Origin of the sequence: Micromonospora sp. SH-82, from assembly GCF_051132485.1 — a bacterium.
In the GTDB taxonomy this organism is placed as follows: domain Bacteria; phylum Actinomycetota; class Actinomycetes; order Mycobacteriales; family Micromonosporaceae; genus Micromonospora.
Window position 1 is genome coordinate 1381874 of sequence record NZ_CP148049.1, and the last position, 15124, is coordinate 1396997.

Below are 15124 nucleotides of genomic sequence, written 5' to 3' on the forward strand. Positions count from 1 at the left end.
CGGGTCACAGGAACCTGAGAGCACGGTGACGTGCCCGACCGTACCGAGACGCTCTCGGGCGTCCGACGTAGGCTCGACGCGTATCGCAGGTGGAAGGGACGAGGCTTTCGATGGACGCCGGACTCAAGCGTGAGCTGGAAGCGAAGGTGTACGCCGGGGAGCGGCTGACCCGGGAGGACGGCGTCGCCCTGTACGACAGCGACGACCTGGCCTGGCTCGGTCGGCTGGCACACCACCGGCGCACCGAACTCAACGGGGACCGGGTGATGTTCAACGTCAACCGGCACCTCAACCTGACCAACGTTTGCTCGGCGTCCTGTGCGTACTGCTCGTTCCAGCGCAAGCCGGGCGAGAAGGACGCGTACACGATGCGGATCGACGAGGCGGTCCGCAAGGCCAAGGAGATGGAGGACGAGCAGCTCACCGAGTTGCACATCGTCAACGGCCTGCACCCGACGCTGCCCTGGCGGTACTACCCGAAGGTGCTGCGCGAGCTGAAGGCCGCCCTGCCGAAGATCAAGCTCAAGGCGTTCACCGCCACCGAGGTGCAGTGGTTCGAGAAGATCAGCGGCCTCACCGCCGACGCGATCCTCGACGAGCTGATGGACGCCGGTCTGGAGTCGCTCACCGGTGGTGGTGCGGAGATCTTCGACTGGGAGGTCCGACAGCACATCGTGGACCACGCCTGCCACTGGGAGGACTGGTCGCGGATCCACCGGCTGGCGCACCACAAGGGCATGAAGACGCCCGCGACCATGCTCTACGGACACATCGAGGAGCCTCGGCACCGGGTGGACCACGTCCTCCGGCTCCGGGAGCTCCAGGACGAGACCGGCGGTTTCGCGGTCTTCATCCCGCTGCGCTACCAGCACGACTTCGTCGACTCCGCCGACGGCAAGATCCGTAACCGGATCCAGGCCCGGACGACGATGGCGGCACCGGCCGAGTCGCTGAAGACCTTCGCCGTGTCCCGGCTGCTCTTCGACAACGTGCCCCACGTCAAGTGTTTCTGGGTGATGCACGGGCTCTCGGTGGCCCAGCTGTCGCTCAACTTCGGCGTCGACGACCTGGACGGCTCGGTCGTCGAATACAAGATCACTCACGACGCGGACTCCTACGGCACCCCCAACACGATGCACCGCGACGACCTCCTCCACCTGATCTGGGACGCCGGTTTCCAGCCGGTCGAGCGCAACACCCGCTACGAGGTGGTCCGGGAGTACGATCCCGCCCCGCCCCTGGCGCAGCGGCGCGCCGAGCCGCAGCAGGTCTGGGCCTGAGTCACCGCGTACCCTGGCCCCGGCATGAGTGAGCAGAGTGGTTTCCCCCGACGGGACGCCGAAGGGCGCATCCTGACCCTTGGCGACCTGCTCGGGGTGGCGCTCGCCGGGGTGGTCATCGGGGCGTTGGCGCTGGTCCTGTTCGACCTGGCGTTCGCCTGGTTCGGTGCCGGCGAGTTCGGCCAGGCGAACGGTTGGCTCGCGGTCATCCTCCCGGCGTGGCTGTTCTGGGACGACTTCCGCTCCTGGGAGTTCGGTGCCGCCCGGGTGGTCTCGGCGCTGGTGGCGGTAGTGGTCGGGGTGGTCGTCGGACTGGTGACCGCCGGGTTGGTGGCGGGTCTGCCGTCGCTGGCCTCGGGTGCCCTGGGTGCCGCGGCCTGGACGGTGACGTACGCGGTGGTCTGGTTCCCCGGCGTGCGATGGCTGGCCCGCCGGACGGGTTGACCGGTACGCCGGGGGCGCGGGTCCTGCGGCGACGTGGAGGAGGAGTGACAGGGTGAGCGCGGCGGTCAAGTACACGCTGGGCCGGGTCGGGCTGTTCGTCGCGGTGCTCGCGGCGCTCTGGTTCGTCCAGATGAGCCTGTTCCTGAAGTTGCTGCTGGCGCTGGTCTTCTCCGCCGCCCTGTCGTTCCTGCTGCTGCGGGGGCTTCGGGATCAGATGGGCGAGGAGATGGCCGGTGCGGCGGAGCGCCGCCGGGTCGAGAAGGAGCGGCTGCGTTCCGCCCTGGCCGGGGAGGACCAGCAGGCCGACCCCGACACCTCCACCGGCTCCGATACTTCCACCGGCTCCGGGACCTCGACCGGCTCCGATACTTCCACCGGCTCCGGGACCTCGACCGGCTCTGGGACCTCGACCGGGCGTTCGGCGGACGGGCCGGAAGACGCCCGCTGACCGGGGTGCTCCGACCGGTGGCGGGTGGCGCCGGTTTTCATCCACTGCGTCAAGGGTGAAGCTCGTTGCCGGTATGAGGATCCGGTCGGGATGATTGCCTCAGCGACACATGTTGATATGACCATGTGAGTGGGCGTGGAGAGCCTGACGCAGAACGCGGCAGGCGCGCCCGAGGAGGCTCGCATGATCCGTATCCCCCTCCGTCGACACCTGGCGTTCGCCATGGTCGTCGGCATGTCGCTGGTGGCCGCCGCCACCGCGCCGGTCTCCGCCCGGCCCTCCCCCGACCGCGACACCGGATCGGCCACCGTCGAGTACCGGGTGCTCGGACCCCGTACGATCGCCGACCGCAACTCCGTCGCCGGGACCGGAGCCGCCATCGACTTCGTCGAGCACGGGGTGCTGCACGTCTCGGCCACCCGAGCGGAGGCGGCCCAGATCACCCGGCTGGGCTTCCGGTTGGAGGCGGTCCCCGCCGCCGACGAGCACGGCCACGACCACGGCGACGACTTCAGCACGATGGGCTTCCCGGCGGCCGACAGCAACTACCACGACTACGCGGAGTTGACGGCGGTGGTGAACAAGGTGGTCGCCGACCACCCGACCATCGCCCGCAAGATCAGCATCGGCTCGTCGTACCAGGGTCGTGACCTGATGGCGGTGAAGATCTCCGACAACGTCGCCACCGACGAGAACGAGCCGGAGATCCTGTTCAACTCGCAGCAGCACGCCCGCGAGCACCTCACCGTGGAGATGGCGATCTACCTGCTGAACCTCTTCACGGACTCGTACGGTTCGGACACCCGGGTCACCAACATCGTCAACACCCGGGAGATCTGGATCGTCCCGACCGTCAACCCCGACGGCAGCGAGTACGACATCGCCACCGGGTCGTACCGGTCCTGGCGGAAGAACCGGCAGCCCAACAGTGGCTCGGCCTTCGTCGGCACCGACCTCAACCGGAACTGGTCGTACCGGTGGGGCTGCTGTGGCGGATCGTCCGGCTCCCCCGCCTCGGACACCTACCGGGGTCCGTCGGCCTTCTCCGCGCCGGAGACCGCAGCGCTGCGCAACTTCGTCAACAGCCGGGTCGTCGGTGGGGTCCAGCAGATCAAGGCCAACATCGACTTCCACACCTACTCCGAGCTGGTGCTCTGGCCGTTCGGCTGGACGACCGCGAACACCCCCACCGGGATGACGGCCGACCAGTACAACACCTTCGCCACACTGGGCCAGCAGATGGCCGCCACGAACGGGTACACCCCGCAGCAGTCCAGCGACCTGTACGTCACCGACGGCGACAGCATCGACTGGATGTGGGGGCAGCACGGGATCTGGGCGTACACCTTCGAGATGTACCCCGGACGCTCCGGGGGCGGGGGCTTCTACCCGCCCGACGAGGTGATCCCGGCCCAGACCTCGCGTAACCGGACCGCGGTCCTGTTGATCAGCGAGTACGCCGACTGCCCGTATCGGGCCATCGGCAAGCAGGCCCAGTACTGCTGACCGAGTGAGGAGGGGTCCCTCGTCATCGGAGGGACCCCTCCCGACCCTTTCGGGGTGGTGCAGCGCACGTCACCCGGTGCCACCTGCGGTAACGAAGTCGGCCGGAGGTGCGCTACGGTGCTAGCGACCGTCCCGCAGCGAAGCCGGTGCGAAACCGGAGCTGTCCCGCAACTGTGATGCCCCGTCCGCACCGCGTGCGGGGACGAGCCAGGTCGCCTACGGCACGGTCGCGACCCGCGCTCTCGAGGAAGGGCGCCTCGCGGACGGCGGCCACCCTCTGCCCTGTCGGCGAAGCACCAGACTCCTCGGCCGACAGGAGGCACCACCGATGTCCAGACGTACCCCTCGGATCTTCGCGGCGGTGACCGCGGCCGTCGCGCTCGCCCTCGCCGGCTGCGCGCAGAACTCCGACGAGCCCACCACCGCGCCCAGCCCCGGCAACGGGTCCGCCTACCCGGTGACCGTCGGGGAGCTGACCCTCGACGCGCGGCCCGAACGGATCGTCTCGCTCTCCGCGACCGCCACCGAGATGCTCTTCGCCATCGGGGCCGGTGACCAGGTCACCGCCGTCGACGACCAGTCGAACCACCCGGCCGAGGCACCGAAGACCGACCTGTCCGGCTTCCAGCCGAACGCCGAGGCGATCGCCGGGAAGAACCCGGACCTGGTGGTCCTCTCCAACGACATGAACAAGATCGTGGATCAGCTGACCACGCTGAAGATCCCGGTCTTCCTGGCCCCGGCGGCGACCACTCTGGACGACTCGTACCAGCAGATCACCGACCTCGGGACCCTCACCGGCAACGCCGACGGCGCCGCCGACGTCACCAAGCGGATGCGCGACGACATCGCCAAGCTGGTCGCCGACCTGCCGCAGCGTGCCGAGAAGCTGACCTACTTCCACGAGCTGGGACCGGAGCTCTACTCCGCCACCAGCAAGACCTTCATCGGCTCGCTCTACAGCCAGGTGGGTCTGGAGAACATCGCCGACGCCGCGGACCCGGACGGCAAGCAGGGCGGCTACCCGCAGCTGTCCCAGGAGGTCATCGTCCAGGCCGACCCGGACTTCATCTTCCTGGCCGACACCAAGTGCTGCCAGCAGTCGGCGGAGACGGTCAAGGAGCGTAGCGGCTGGTCCGGGCTGACCGCCGTGAAGAACAACCAGATCGTGGCCCTCGACGACGACGTCGCCTCGCGCTGGGGTCCGCGCGTGGTCGACCTGCTGCGGGCGATCGTGGACGCGGTCGCCAAGGTCCCGGCCTGACCCTCGACCCCGACATGACCCACCGGCCCGACGCGGCAGCCCTCGGCCCCGACATGGCCGACCGGCCTCACCCGACAGTCGATCCGACATGACCCACCGGCCCGGCGCGACGACCCGGTCCGGCGTGCCCGCCCGACCCGGCGGCGCGCCGGCCGGGTTGCGGCCGGGCTGGCTGGTCGCCGGCCTGGTGGCCGTCGCCGTGGCGCTCGTCGTCGGGGTGTCCCTCGGCCCGGTCAGCCTTCCTCCGCTGAGCGTCGCGGCGGAACTGCTCAACCTGATCCCCGGAGTACGCCTCGACAGCGGCCTCTCCGAACGGGAGATCGCCATCGTCACCGAGCTGCGGCTCCCCCGGGCGGTGCTCGGTCTGCTCGTCGGCGGGCTGCTCGCCCTGGCCGGTGGCTGCTACCAGGGGGTGTTCCGCAACCCGTTGGCCGACCCGTACCTGCTGGGGGTGGCCGCCGGGGCGGGACTCGCGGTCACCACGGTCATCGCCCTCGGGGGCGCGGCCATCGGCGCGATGCCGGTGACCGTCCCCCTGGCCGCGTTCGGCGGGGCGCTCGGTGCGGTCCTGATGACGTACCTGCTCGGTTCGGCACAGGGCCGCCACCGGTCACCGGTGACACTGATCCTGGCCGGGGTGGCGGTCTCCGCGTTCCTCTCCGCCGGCCAGACCTACCTGCTGCAACGCAACGCCGACAGCATCCAGCAGGTCTACTCGTGGCTGCTGGGCCGGCTGGCCACCGCCGGGTGGGGCGACGTCCGGATGGTCCTGCCGTACTTCGTGATCACCGTGGCGGTGGTGCTCCTGCACCGGCGGGAGATCGACGTCCTGTCCCTCGGCGACGACGAGGCGACCAGCCTCGGGCTGCACCCGCAGCGGTCCCGGTACCTGCTGATCGCCGCCGCCTCCCTCGGCACCGCCGCGGCGGTGGCCGCCGCCGGGCTGATCGGCTTCGTCGGGATCATCGTCCCGCACGCCCTCCGGCTGCTCGCCGGATCCAGCTACCGGGTGATCCTCCCACTCTCGCTGCTCTTCGGCGGGGCCTTCCTCACCCTGACCGACGTCGTCGCCCGGACCGTCGCCGCGCCCGGGGAGATCCCGATCGGGGTGGTCACCGCCCTGCTCGGTGGCCCGTTCTTCGTCCTGGTCCTGCGGACCAGTCGGCGGCTGACGGTATGAGCACCGGACATCTCCCCACCCCGGCAGGACCGGCCGTCCAGGTCCGGGACCTGCGGGTCGACCTGGGCGGGGTGCCGGTCCTGTCCGGGGTCGACCTCACCGTGACGGCCGGTGAGTGGGTCGCCGTGATCGGACCGAACGGCGCCGGGAAGTCCACCCTGTTGCGTGCCGTCGGCGGCCTCCTGCCCGTGGCGGACACCGTCACCCTCTTCGGTACGCCCAGCGCGGCGTTGCGGCGTCGGGACCGGGCCAGGACGGTGGCCACCGTCGCGCAGTCCCCGGCCGTACCCCCCGGCATGGCGGTGCTGGACTACGTCCTGCTCGGCCGGACCCCGCACATTCCGGCCCTCGGCCGGGAGTCGGCCGCCGACCTCGCCGCGACCTGGGACGTCCTCGCCCAACTCGACCTGCTCGACTTCGCGCGCCGGGAGTTGGACACCCTCTCGGGCGGGGAACGACAGCGGGTCTTCCTGGCCCGGGCGTTGGCCCAGGGCGCCACCCTCCTGCTGCTCGACGAGCCGACGAGCGCCCTGGACATCGGCCACCAGCAGGAGGTGCTGGAGCTGGTCGACAGGCTCCGGCGCGAGCACGGGCTCACCGTACTGGCCACGATGCACGACCTCTCCCTCGCCGGTGAGTACGCCGACCGGCTGGTGCTGTTGGCGCAGGGGCGGGTGGTGGCGGTCGGCCCACCCCGGGAGGTGCTCACCGAGGAACTGCTGACCGAGCACTACCGGGCCACCGTACGGGTGATCCAGGGCGAGCACGGCCCCGTCGTCGTTCCCGTCCGCCGCCGCCACAGCCGACACCAGTGACCCGAGCCGCACCCCTGCCTCCCCGGGGCTCGACTGCGAGAAGGGGACCCCTCTCGACCGTATGCGTCAGTAAGGGGCCCTTCCTTCGGGGCGGAGGGTGACTATCCAGAAGAGGGCGCCCTGGGGGTCGCGGAGTGCGGCCGTCCGACCGGCGGGGGCGTCCATCGGCGGGACCAGCACGTCACCGCCCAGTTCGGTGGCGCGGACCGCCGCCGCGTCGGCGTCGGCCACCGCGAAGTACACCGACCAGTACGCGGGCAGTCCGGCGGAGAACCCGTCCCCGATCGGCGGCATCATCCCGGCGACCACCTGGTCCCCGCACCGCCAGCCGGTGTAGGTGACCGGGTCGGTGGAGTGGTCCTCCGGCTGCCAGCCGAAGACCAGCTCGTAGAAGGTCTTCGCGCCCTCCGGGTCGGGGGTGACCAGTTCGGTCCAGCTCATCGCGCCGGGGGCGTTGAACACCTCGGCACCACGCATCTCCATCGGCTGCCAGACGCTGAACGTGGCACCGGCGGGGTCGGCGAAGACCGCCATCCGTCCCTGGTCGAAGATCTGCAACGGGGGGACCACCACCTGTCCGCCGGCCGCCTCGACTCGGGTGGCGACCAGCTCCGGGTCGTCGGTGGCGACGTAGGTGGACCAGATCGGCACCTGTTCCGGGGTGGCCGGGGGGCCGACCCCGGCGGCGGCCAGCCCGTCCAGGAGGAAGGTGGTGTACCCGCCCGCCTCCGGCTGGGGGGTGACCCGACCGGTCCACCCGAAGAGCTCGGTGTAGAACCGCTTCGCCGCGGCCAGGTCGGCGGTGGCCAGGTCGGCCCAGCAGGGCACACCCGGTGGTACGTTCGCCACGCCCGCCCCCTCCGCCGTACCGGTTCGGTGACGCCGGACGGGGCGCCCCTGTCCGAATCGTGGCACCGTCGCGTCGACCGGCGCAGCCGAACCGGTCAGATGGGGGCGGGCGTACGGTTCAGCTGAACCGGCGTCCCTCGTCCCGTCGGTAGGCCCACCCGGCGAGGGAGCCGAGGGCGACGATCCACACCCCGAGCATGACCAGCGAGAGTGGTTCGGGTCGGAAGTCGCCGACCGCCGCCCACATCAGTTCGACGGCCCCCCGGGTCGGCAGGTACGGCGCGATCGCCTCGATGAATCCGGGGGCCTGACCGGGGCCGGAGAGCAGCCCTCCGCCGAAGGCCAGCGGGAAGAAGACGACCTGCGCCACGACGATCGCCGCCTTGGCCGGCAACGAGTATCCGATGGCCAGCCCCATCAGCGTGAACGGCACCGAGACCAGGCCGACGACGGCGGCGGCGAGGGCGAGTCGGGCCGCGCCCGTCCGGGCCTCGGTGAGGGTCGCCGCGATCACCACCACGGGGATCAGGGACAGGTAGGTCATGGCCAGCCCGGCCAGCACCCGACCGGCGAACCGGGGGGCCGATCCGGCGGGCAGGGTCCGCAGGTACGGGTCCCAGGGCAGGGCGCGGTCCTCGGCCACCCCGATGCCGTACTGGAAGATGTTGGCGCTCATCACGGCGAAGGTGACCATCGCGGCGGTGGCGTACGTGGCGGCGACCTGCTCGTCGCCGACGGCCGGTACGACGAAGAAGATCATCGCGGCGGCGGGGAAGAAGGCGCTGCCCACCACGGCGATCGGGGTCCGGAACAGTTCCAGGAGCTGGTAGCGGGCGTGGGCCAGGGCGAGTCGCACGGCTGTCTCCTCAGGCGGTGGTCGGCACGTCGGCGTCGGTCCGGTTCCCGGGGAGGGGCACGGCGTCGGTCCGGTTCCCGGTGGTCGGCGTGTCGGTGTCGGTCCGGCCGTCGGTGGTGATGGCGAGGAACGCCTCTTCCAGCGAGGTGGGGCGTACCTCCAGGTCCCGGAAGTCGACGTGGGCGGTGACGAGGTCGCGGACCAGTTGGTCGGCGTCGGCGGTGAGCAGGTGGACCCGCCCCTGCGCGTGTTCGACCCGGGCCACCCCGGGCAGCTCCGGGAGCCGGTCGGCGGTGAGGCTGACCCGGCGCAGGCCCACCACGCCCCGGACGGCCGAGACGGTGTCGTCGGCGAGCACCCGGCCCTGCCCGATCACCACCACCCGTTGCGCCAGGGCCTCGATCTCCTCCAGGTAGTGGCTGGTGAGCAGCACCGTTCCGCCGTCGGCGTGGAAGGCCCGGACGGCCTCCCACAGGACGTGCCGGGCCTCGACGTCCAGTCCGGTGGTCGGCTCGTCGAGCAGGACCAGTCGGGGGCGGCCGACGAAGGCCAGCGCCACGGCGAGCCGCCGTCGCTGCCCGCCGGAGAGCCCGCCGGTCTGTCGGCGTACCAGGTCGGTGAGGCCGAACCGGTCGAGCAGTTCGTCACGGGGGACCGGGTCGGGGTAGTGCCGGCTGACGAACTCGACGACCTCCCCGACCCGCAGGGTGCCGGGCAGCCCGGTCTCCTGCGGGGTGGCACCGACAGACCGCCGGTACGCCGGGTCACGCGGGTCCCCGCCGAACAGCTCCACCCGTCCGGAGCTGGGTCGGCGTAGCCCGACGAGCAGGTTGAGCAGCGTCGACTTGCCCGCCCCGTTGGGACCGAGCAGCCCGACCAGTTCACCGGCGCGGACGTCGAGGTCGACCCGGTCGAGGGCGAGGACGTCGCCGTACCGCCGGGTGGCCTGCTCGGCACGGGCGAGGATCATGTCGGCTCCTTCTTGTCGGTGGGGGTGAGCAGGGCGTGGATGGCGGCCGTGTACTCCTCGAAGGCCAGCTGCCCCCGTCGGGTGAGGGCGATCAGGGTGGTGGGGGTCCGCCCCCGGTGGGTCTTGGTGACCGCGACGTAACCGGCGTCCTCCAGCTTGCGCAGGTGGACCGAGAGGTTCCCGGCGGTCATGCCGAGGATCTCCTGGAGCCAGGGGAAGGCGGCCTGGTCGCCCTCGCCGAGGGCGGAGAGGGAGGCGACCACCCGGAGGCGGGCCTGGGCGTGGATCACCGGGTCGAGTTCGGTCACCTCCGGCCCCGGCCCTGGCTCCGGGGTCGGCAGCGTGGCCAGGTCACCAGCCCGGTGAGGAGCATCCCGCCTCCACCGGCGACGGCGACGACGAGGGAGTGCCAGCCGGGGCCGGCGAAGGTGCCGACCAGGTTGACGACGATGACTGCGACACCGAGGAGGAAGAGCCCCCGGTCCAGGAAGACGGCTCCGCCTGCCATGAGCAGGATTCCGGAGATCCCCACCGAGAGCGCCGACCAGAGCAGCCCGGTCAGGTCCGGCGGGAGTGTGTCGGAGACCTGGGAGGCGGCCGCGAACAGGGTCAGGAACGCCAGCGGCCAGGACCAGCCGTACCAGGCGCCCCGGCGGGCGGAGGATCCGGCGACGTGGCCCTGGGACCTGATCCCGGCCACTGCGGTGATCACCCCGGCCGTGCCGAGCAGGGTGAACAACGTGGCCAGGGGCAGCCAGCCCGGCATGTCGACGAGGGGCTCGTCGGTGGGAGGGAACCGGAGGAAGAGCAGCCCGAAGCCGATCAGCCAGGCCGAACCCCAGGGTACGTAGTAGACCAGGGGATTCGGTTCGAGACGGCGGGCGGCGGTGGTCCGCTGCTCGTCGATGAGGCGCAGGGCGTCGGCGGGGTCCTTCGGCGGCAGGTCCTCGTCGGTGTTCACGCAAACTACTTTAAACCACAAAGTCGAGGCGGGGCCAGTCGACGACGAGCGGGGGGCGACGTCGGGTGTCGACGCCGCCCCCCACTCGATGCCAGGTCAGCGGGGCGGGAGAGGACGGATCAGGTCGGTGGTGCCGGGGGCGGTGACGGGCAGCGTCAGCGGGGCGGCGGCGGAACGCAGCTTCTCGGCGGAACCGGACGAGGCGGCCGGACCGCAGAGGGCGGTGACGACGAACCCGAGCTTCGCCTCCAGGATCGGGTCGGGCTGACCCGGCACCCCGTAGTGGGTCACGTTGTCGGCGATCGTCACCTGCCGGGTCCCGTCCGGCGAGTGCAACGACATTGTGCTGTAACCGAAGACGACACCGTCGTGCCCCCACGCCGGCCCGCAGGGCAGGTTGATCCGGTAGATGCCCAGGCCGTACCCGTCCACGATCTGGTCCGGACCGACCGACACGGTCCGCTGCATCTCCCGCAGCTCCTTGGCGCCCAGCACCTTCCCGGACAGCAGCGCCCGGTAGAACCGGTTCAGGTCGTCGGTGGTGGAGACCAGCTCACCGGCAGTCCACGCCCAACTCATGTTGTAGACGCTGAAGTCGCGCAGCACACTCTCGTGCCACGGCAGGTAGCCCTTACTGTGCGGCCCGGTGATCCGTGGCTTCGTGCCGGGGAAGACGGTGTGCCGCAGCCCGAGCGGCTTGATGATCCGCCGGGTGATCTCCTCGGTGGCGGACCGGCCGGTCACCTTCTCCACCACCAGTCCGGCCAGGACGTAGTTGGTGTTGGAGTAGGAGAACCCCTCCCCGGGCGCTCCGGTACGCGGCATGTCCAGCCCGATCCGGGCCAGCTGACGCGGGCTGAACGTGCTGTCCCGGTGCTCCTCGACGCCCTCGGGGGTCGAGAAGAGGACAGCGTCGTACGTGCCGATGCCGCTGGTGTGGTTGAGCAGCATCCGTACGGTGACCCCGCTCGGGGCGAGGTCCGGCAGGTACCGGGCGACCGGCGCGTCCAACGCCACCCGACGCTCCCCGACCAGTTGCAGGACGGTGGCCGCCATGAAGGTCTTGGTGACGCTGCCGACCCGGTGCCGCATGTGCGGCTGCATCGGCCGACCGGTGTCCACGTCGGCCACCCCGCTGGCACCGTTCCAGGCACCCCGGCCGTCCCGGGCCTGGGCCAGCACCCCCGGCATGCCCGCCTCGGTGACCTTCGCCAGGTCGGCGGCGAGGACGTCGGCGGGCATCCCCGGGGGACGACCCGGCCGCCCTTCGGCGAGCGCGGGGGTACTTCCGCCGACCAGGACGGCCGATGCCACCACCGCCCCGCAGGCGGCCGACAGCAGGCGGCGACGTGATCTGTTCATGTGCCCTCCCTCGGGGACGAAACAAGACACCTTCATCCTGTGGCCCCGAATCCAGTGACGAATCCCGCTGGATGCCGACATCGGAATGGTTCCCGGGGAGGACCGACGGCACCGACCGGTCCCCCGCGTGACGGACCGACGACTCACCCGTCACCGGTCAGGGCGACGGACCCCGACGGCTCACCCGTCACCGGTCAGGGCGACGGGCAGCGGCTCGGCGTGCAGGACTGTGAGTCGGGAGACCGCCCGGGTCAGGACCACGTACAGGCGGTTCGACCCGCGTGGCTCGGCCGCCACGATCGCCGCCGGTTCCACTGCCACCACGTGGTCGTACTCCAGGCCCTTGACGGCTGTCGCGCCGACGACGGTGACCCGCGAGTCGGCGGTGACCTCGTCGGCGGTCGCGGCGGGGATCCCGGCGTCGGCCAACGCCGTCCGGAGCCGGTCCACTGTCGCGTCCGCGGCTATCACCCCCACCGACCCGTCGTGCGCCAGCGCCGCCCGGACCTCCGCCACCGTCGCCGCCACCGGATCCGCCACGGTACGCACCTCCAACGCCCCGTCCCGGCGTAACGACTCCGCCGGGGGGACGTCGACGGCGAGCGTCGCCAACAGCCGGTTGGCCAACTCCACGACGACGGCGGGCACCCGGAACCCGACAGTCAACGGCACCACCGCCGCGTCCGGTTTGCCCAGGTGGACCAGGGACTCCCGCCAGTCGGTGGCCGCCCACGGGGCGGTCCCCTGGGCCAGGTCACCGAGGAGGGTCACCGACCCGTGCTCGCTGCGCCGGGCGAGCACCCGGCACTGCATCGGGGAGAGGTCCTGCGCCTCGTCGACCACGACGTGCCCGAACCCGGGCGGACGCTCCAACAACCCGGCGACCTCGTCGACGAGGACCGCGTCGGCGGCGGTCCAGCGGGTCGCCTTCGGGGTCCGCCCGATCCGGCCCGACCGGAACAGCTCCTGCTCCTGCAGGGTGAGCACCCCGTCGGCGGCCTCCGCCAGCCGCTGCCCGTCGGTGCGGAGCAGGTGCAGCACCCCCTCCGGGGTCAGCGGCGGCCAGGCCGCGTCGAGGAAGGCCACGACCGGCCCGACCCGGCCCATCCGACGCAGCCAGGTGTCGCTCGGCGACTCGGCGCGCCGCTCCTCCGCCTGCCGTTGCAGCAGAGCCACCACCCGGGCCCGGACCCGCTCCCGGCCCACCGCGTACGGCAGCCCCTCCGCACGGGTCTGCGCGACGATCCGGTTCAGCGGGTCGACCCCGATCCGCCACCGGTACGAGCCGTCGGAGACCACGATCGGCTCGGTCGCCCCGGTCACGTACGCGTCGACGGCCCGGCGGAGCACCTCGGCCAGCCGTACGTCGTGTTTGAGGGCGGCCACCTCCGGGGGGTCCACGGCGCGTACCGGAATCCGGCCGACGAGTTCGTCCACTGTGGTCTGCTCGACCTCCACCTCGCCGAGGGCGGGCAGGACGGCGGCGATGTACGCCAGGAAGGCCCGGTTCGGCCCGACCACGAGCACACCCGAACGGCGCAGCCGCTCCCGGTGCAGGTAGAGCAGGTACGCGGCCCGGTGCAGCCCGACCGCTGTCTTCCCGGTGCCCGGGGCGCCCTGCACACAGATCGAGGTGTCCAGGTCGGCCCGGACCAGTTCGTCCTGCTCGGGTTGGATGGTGGCGACGATGTCTCGCATCGGCCCCGACCGGGGACGCTCGATCTCGCCGGTGAGGATCCGGCTGGCCGTACCCAGCTCCTCACCCCGTTCCAGGTGCTCGTCCTCGAAGCTGGTGAGCGTCCCCCTGTCGAACCCGAACCGGCGGCGGACCGCCACCTGACGGGGGTCCCGGGCACCGGCCCGGTAGAACAGCCGGGACAGCGGTGCCCGCCAGTCCAGCACCAGGGGCTCACCCGTCTCGTCGGTGACGTGTCGCCGCCCGACGTGGTACGCCCGACCCCCGTGCTCCGGATGGGTCAGGGCGAAGGTGAGCTTGCCGAAGAACAGCGGTGCGTCCGGGTGGTCGGCCAGCTCGGTGACCCGCCGGGACAGGTGCCGGCCGAGCTGCTCGGCGGTGTACGCGTCCCCGGCAACCCGGTCGCCGGTGGCGTACAACGCCTCGGCCCGTTCCCGCATCCGCCGCAGGGCGGCCCGGGACAGGGTCAGGTGCGCCTGCTCGGCGGCGAGCGGGTCGGTCGCGGTGCGGGTCGGGTCGGCTGCGGGCATGACGCACTCCGGCTTCGGTGGGCTGCGAACCCTACCGTCTTCCGTCAGCGACCTCCACCGGATTCCCCCAGCAGGGGGCGGACCTCGGCGGCGGTGAAGTGGACGAAACCCTCCGGGTCGGGATCGTCGGGGGTGGGTTGCAGGACCACCGTGTCCGCTCCGGCCTCGGCCCACCGGGCCACCCCGGCGGCGATCTGCTCGGCGTCGCCGGTGACGGTCACGTCGGCAGTCGAGTCGTACCCCCAGCGGGCGCCTTCGCGTTCCATCCGGGCGGCGGCGTCCGGGCCGGTCGCGGCGTGCAGGTAGACGGTGATCGGGTGCGGGTCGGTGCGCCCCGCTGCGGCGTGCCCCTCGTCGACGAGCCGCCGGGCCCGGCGGAGCTGGTCCGGGGTGGTACCGCCGGTGAGGATCGTCCCGTCGGCGATCTCCCCGGACAGGCGCAGCGTGCGGGGACCGACGGCGCCGACCCGGATCGGGGCCGCAGTGGTGGGCGGCCAGTCCAGGGCGACGTCGTCGAGGTCGACGTACCGGCCGGCGCAGGTGACCCGGCGACCGGCGAGCAGCGCCCGCAGCGCGGTGACGTACTCCCGCAGGAGGGTGACGGGGGAGTCGACCCGCGCGCCGACCTGCCCCATCCACTCCTGCACCCCGTGGCCCACCCCGACGTGCACCCGGCCGGGGAAGAGCCGGTGGAGGGTGGCCGTCTCCATCGCCGTCAACGCCACGTTGCGCAGCGGTACGGGCAGCAGGCCGACGCCCACCCGCAGCCGGTCGGTCCAGGCCAACGCCGCCGCCGCGCTGCTGATCCCGCTGGTGAGGAAGCAGTCCTCCCAGAGCCACAACTCGTCGAGCCCCGCCTCGTCGGCGGCGCGGACCACGGCCCGCATCCGCTCCGGGGGCGACTGCGGCAGTAGGACGACACCGAGGACTGTCATCGTCCCCACCTCCTCAGGACTGGTGAAG

Annotated in this window: 13 protein-coding genes, 2 pseudogenes and 1 riboswitch; of the genes and pseudogenes, 7 read left to right on the forward strand and 8 right to left on the reverse strand. The window is 71.8% G+C overall.

Translation table 11 applies throughout. The features are described 5' to 3' along the window. Positions 1 to 110: 110 nt before the first annotated feature. From mqnE to WHN02_RS06475, 7 genes and pseudogenes are all read left to right on the forward strand, one after another. The gene (gene mqnE, locus WHN02_RS06445) at positions 111 to 1280 is read left to right on the forward strand and encodes an aminofutalosine synthase MqnE (RefSeq protein ID WP_350894374.1); all 1170 of its coding nucleotides are present in this window, start codon (positions 111 to 113) and stop codon (positions 1278 to 1280) included. A gap of 24 nt (positions 1281 to 1304) precedes the next feature. Then, a complete protein-coding gene (locus WHN02_RS06450) occupies positions 1305 to 1724 on the forward strand; it encodes a hypothetical protein (protein WP_350894373.1) in 420 nt (139 codons plus the stop codon). A gap of 52 nt (positions 1725 to 1776) precedes the next feature. Next, a pseudogene (locus tag WHN02_RS06455) lies at positions 1777 to 2055 on the forward strand (DUF4229 domain-containing protein); the annotation flags it as partial. Between the two features lie 300 nt (positions 2056 to 2355). Next, positions 2356 to 3675: pseudogene (locus tag WHN02_RS06460) on the forward strand (M14 family metallopeptidase); the annotation flags it as partial. A gap of 91 nt (positions 3676 to 3766) precedes the next feature. Then, positions 3767 to 3912: riboswitch (cobalamin riboswitch) on the forward strand. A gap of 94 nt (positions 3913 to 4006) precedes the next feature. Then, positions 4007 to 4942, forward strand: coding sequence for an ABC transporter substrate-binding protein (locus WHN02_RS06465; RefSeq protein WP_350894371.1), 936 nt, complete (start codon positions 4007 to 4009; stop codon positions 4940 to 4942). An 88-nt stretch (positions 4943 to 5030) separates the two neighbouring features. Then, positions 5031 to 6122, forward strand: a complete 1092-nt coding sequence (locus WHN02_RS06470; protein ID WP_434742502.1) for a FecCD family ABC transporter permease — start codon at positions 5031 to 5033, stop codon at positions 6120 to 6122. After that, the gene (locus WHN02_RS06475; RefSeq protein WP_434742503.1) at positions 6119 to 6937 is read left to right on the forward strand and encodes an ABC transporter ATP-binding protein; all 819 of its coding nucleotides are present in this window, start codon (positions 6119 to 6121) and stop codon (positions 6935 to 6937) included. Before WHN02_RS06470 ends, WHN02_RS06475 begins: the two co-directional genes overlap by 4 nt. A 66-nt stretch (positions 6938 to 7003) precedes the next feature. Here the strand turns inward: WHN02_RS06475 and WHN02_RS06480 are convergent, their stop codons facing one another. From WHN02_RS06480 to WHN02_RS06515, 8 genes are all read right to left on the reverse strand, one after another. Then, positions 7004 to 7786, reverse strand: coding sequence for a VOC family protein (locus tag WHN02_RS06480; protein WP_434742504.1), 783 nt, complete (start codon positions 7784 to 7786; stop codon positions 7004 to 7006). Between the two features lie 118 nt (positions 7787 to 7904). Next, positions 7905 to 8642: an ABC transporter permease gene (locus WHN02_RS06485; protein ID WP_434742505.1), complete on the reverse strand. Its 738-nt coding sequence runs from the start codon at positions 8640 to 8642 to the stop codon at positions 7905 to 7907. A gap of 10 nt (positions 8643 to 8652) precedes the next feature. After that, entirely contained in the window at positions 8653 to 9612 is a 960-nt protein-coding gene (locus WHN02_RS06490) for an ABC transporter ATP-binding protein (protein ID WP_434742506.1), read from the reverse strand. After that, the gene (locus WHN02_RS06495) at positions 9609 to 9920 is read right to left on the reverse strand and encodes a transcriptional regulator (RefSeq protein ID WP_434742507.1); all 312 of its coding nucleotides are present in this window, start codon (positions 9918 to 9920) and stop codon (positions 9609 to 9611) included. Before WHN02_RS06495 ends, WHN02_RS06490 begins: the two co-directional genes overlap by 4 nt. Then, the gene (locus WHN02_RS06500; protein ID WP_434742508.1) at positions 9917 to 10573 is read right to left on the reverse strand and encodes a transporter; all 657 of its coding nucleotides are present in this window, start codon (positions 10571 to 10573) and stop codon (positions 9917 to 9919) included. The genes WHN02_RS06495 and WHN02_RS06500 overlap by 4 nt, the downstream gene beginning before the upstream one ends. Positions 10574 to 10669: 96 nt before the next feature. After that, positions 10670 to 11935 carry a serine hydrolase domain-containing protein gene (locus tag WHN02_RS06505; RefSeq protein ID WP_434742509.1) on the reverse strand — a complete coding sequence of 422 codons (1266 nt, stop codon included), beginning with the start codon at positions 11933 to 11935 and terminating at the stop codon, positions 10670 to 10672. A gap of 180 nt (positions 11936 to 12115) precedes the next feature. Next, a complete protein-coding gene (locus tag WHN02_RS06510) occupies positions 12116 to 14161 on the reverse strand; it encodes a HelD family protein (protein WP_434742510.1) in 2046 nt (681 codons plus the stop codon). Between the two features lie 44 nt (positions 14162 to 14205). Then, on the reverse strand, positions 14206 to 15096 hold the full coding sequence (locus WHN02_RS06515; protein ID WP_434742511.1) for an LLM class flavin-dependent oxidoreductase: 891 nt from the start codon (positions 15094 to 15096) through the stop codon (positions 14206 to 14208). Positions 15097 to 15124: the final 28 nt, after the last annotated feature.

What these genes read in the sequence shown, in the direction of transcription:
- WHN02_RS06490 (WP_434742506.1), bottom strand. Translation starts at nt 9,612, where the DNA reads ATGATCCTCGCCCGTGCCGAGCAGGCCACCCGGCGGTACGGCGACGTC.
- WHN02_RS06450 (WP_350894373.1), top strand. Translation starts at nt 1,305, where the DNA reads ATGAGTGAGCAGAGTGGTTTCCCCCGACGGGACGCCGAAGGGCGCATC.
- WHN02_RS06505 (WP_434742509.1), bottom strand. Translation starts at nt 11,935, where the DNA reads ATGAACAGATCACGTCGCCGCCTGCTGTCGGCCGCCTGCGGGGCGGTG.
- mqnE (WP_350894374.1), top strand. Translation starts at nt 111, where the DNA reads ATGGACGCCGGACTCAAGCGTGAGCTGGAAGCGAAGGTGTACGCCGGG.
- WHN02_RS06465 (WP_350894371.1), top strand. Translation starts at nt 4,007, where the DNA reads ATGTCCAGACGTACCCCTCGGATCTTCGCGGCGGTGACCGCGGCCGTC.
- WHN02_RS06510 (WP_434742510.1), bottom strand. Translation starts at nt 14,161, where the DNA reads ATGCCCGCAGCCGACCCGACCCGCACCGCGACCGACCCGCTCGCCGCC.
- WHN02_RS06515 (WP_434742511.1), bottom strand. Translation starts at nt 15,096, where the DNA reads ATGACAGTCCTCGGTGTCGTCCTACTGCCGCAGTCGCCCCCGGAGCGG.
- WHN02_RS06475 (WP_434742503.1), top strand. Translation starts at nt 6,119, where the DNA reads ATGAGCACCGGACATCTCCCCACCCCGGCAGGACCGGCCGTCCAGGTC.
- WHN02_RS06470 (WP_434742502.1), top strand. Translation starts at nt 5,031, where the DNA reads ATGACCCACCGGCCCGGCGCGACGACCCGGTCCGGCGTGCCCGCCCGA.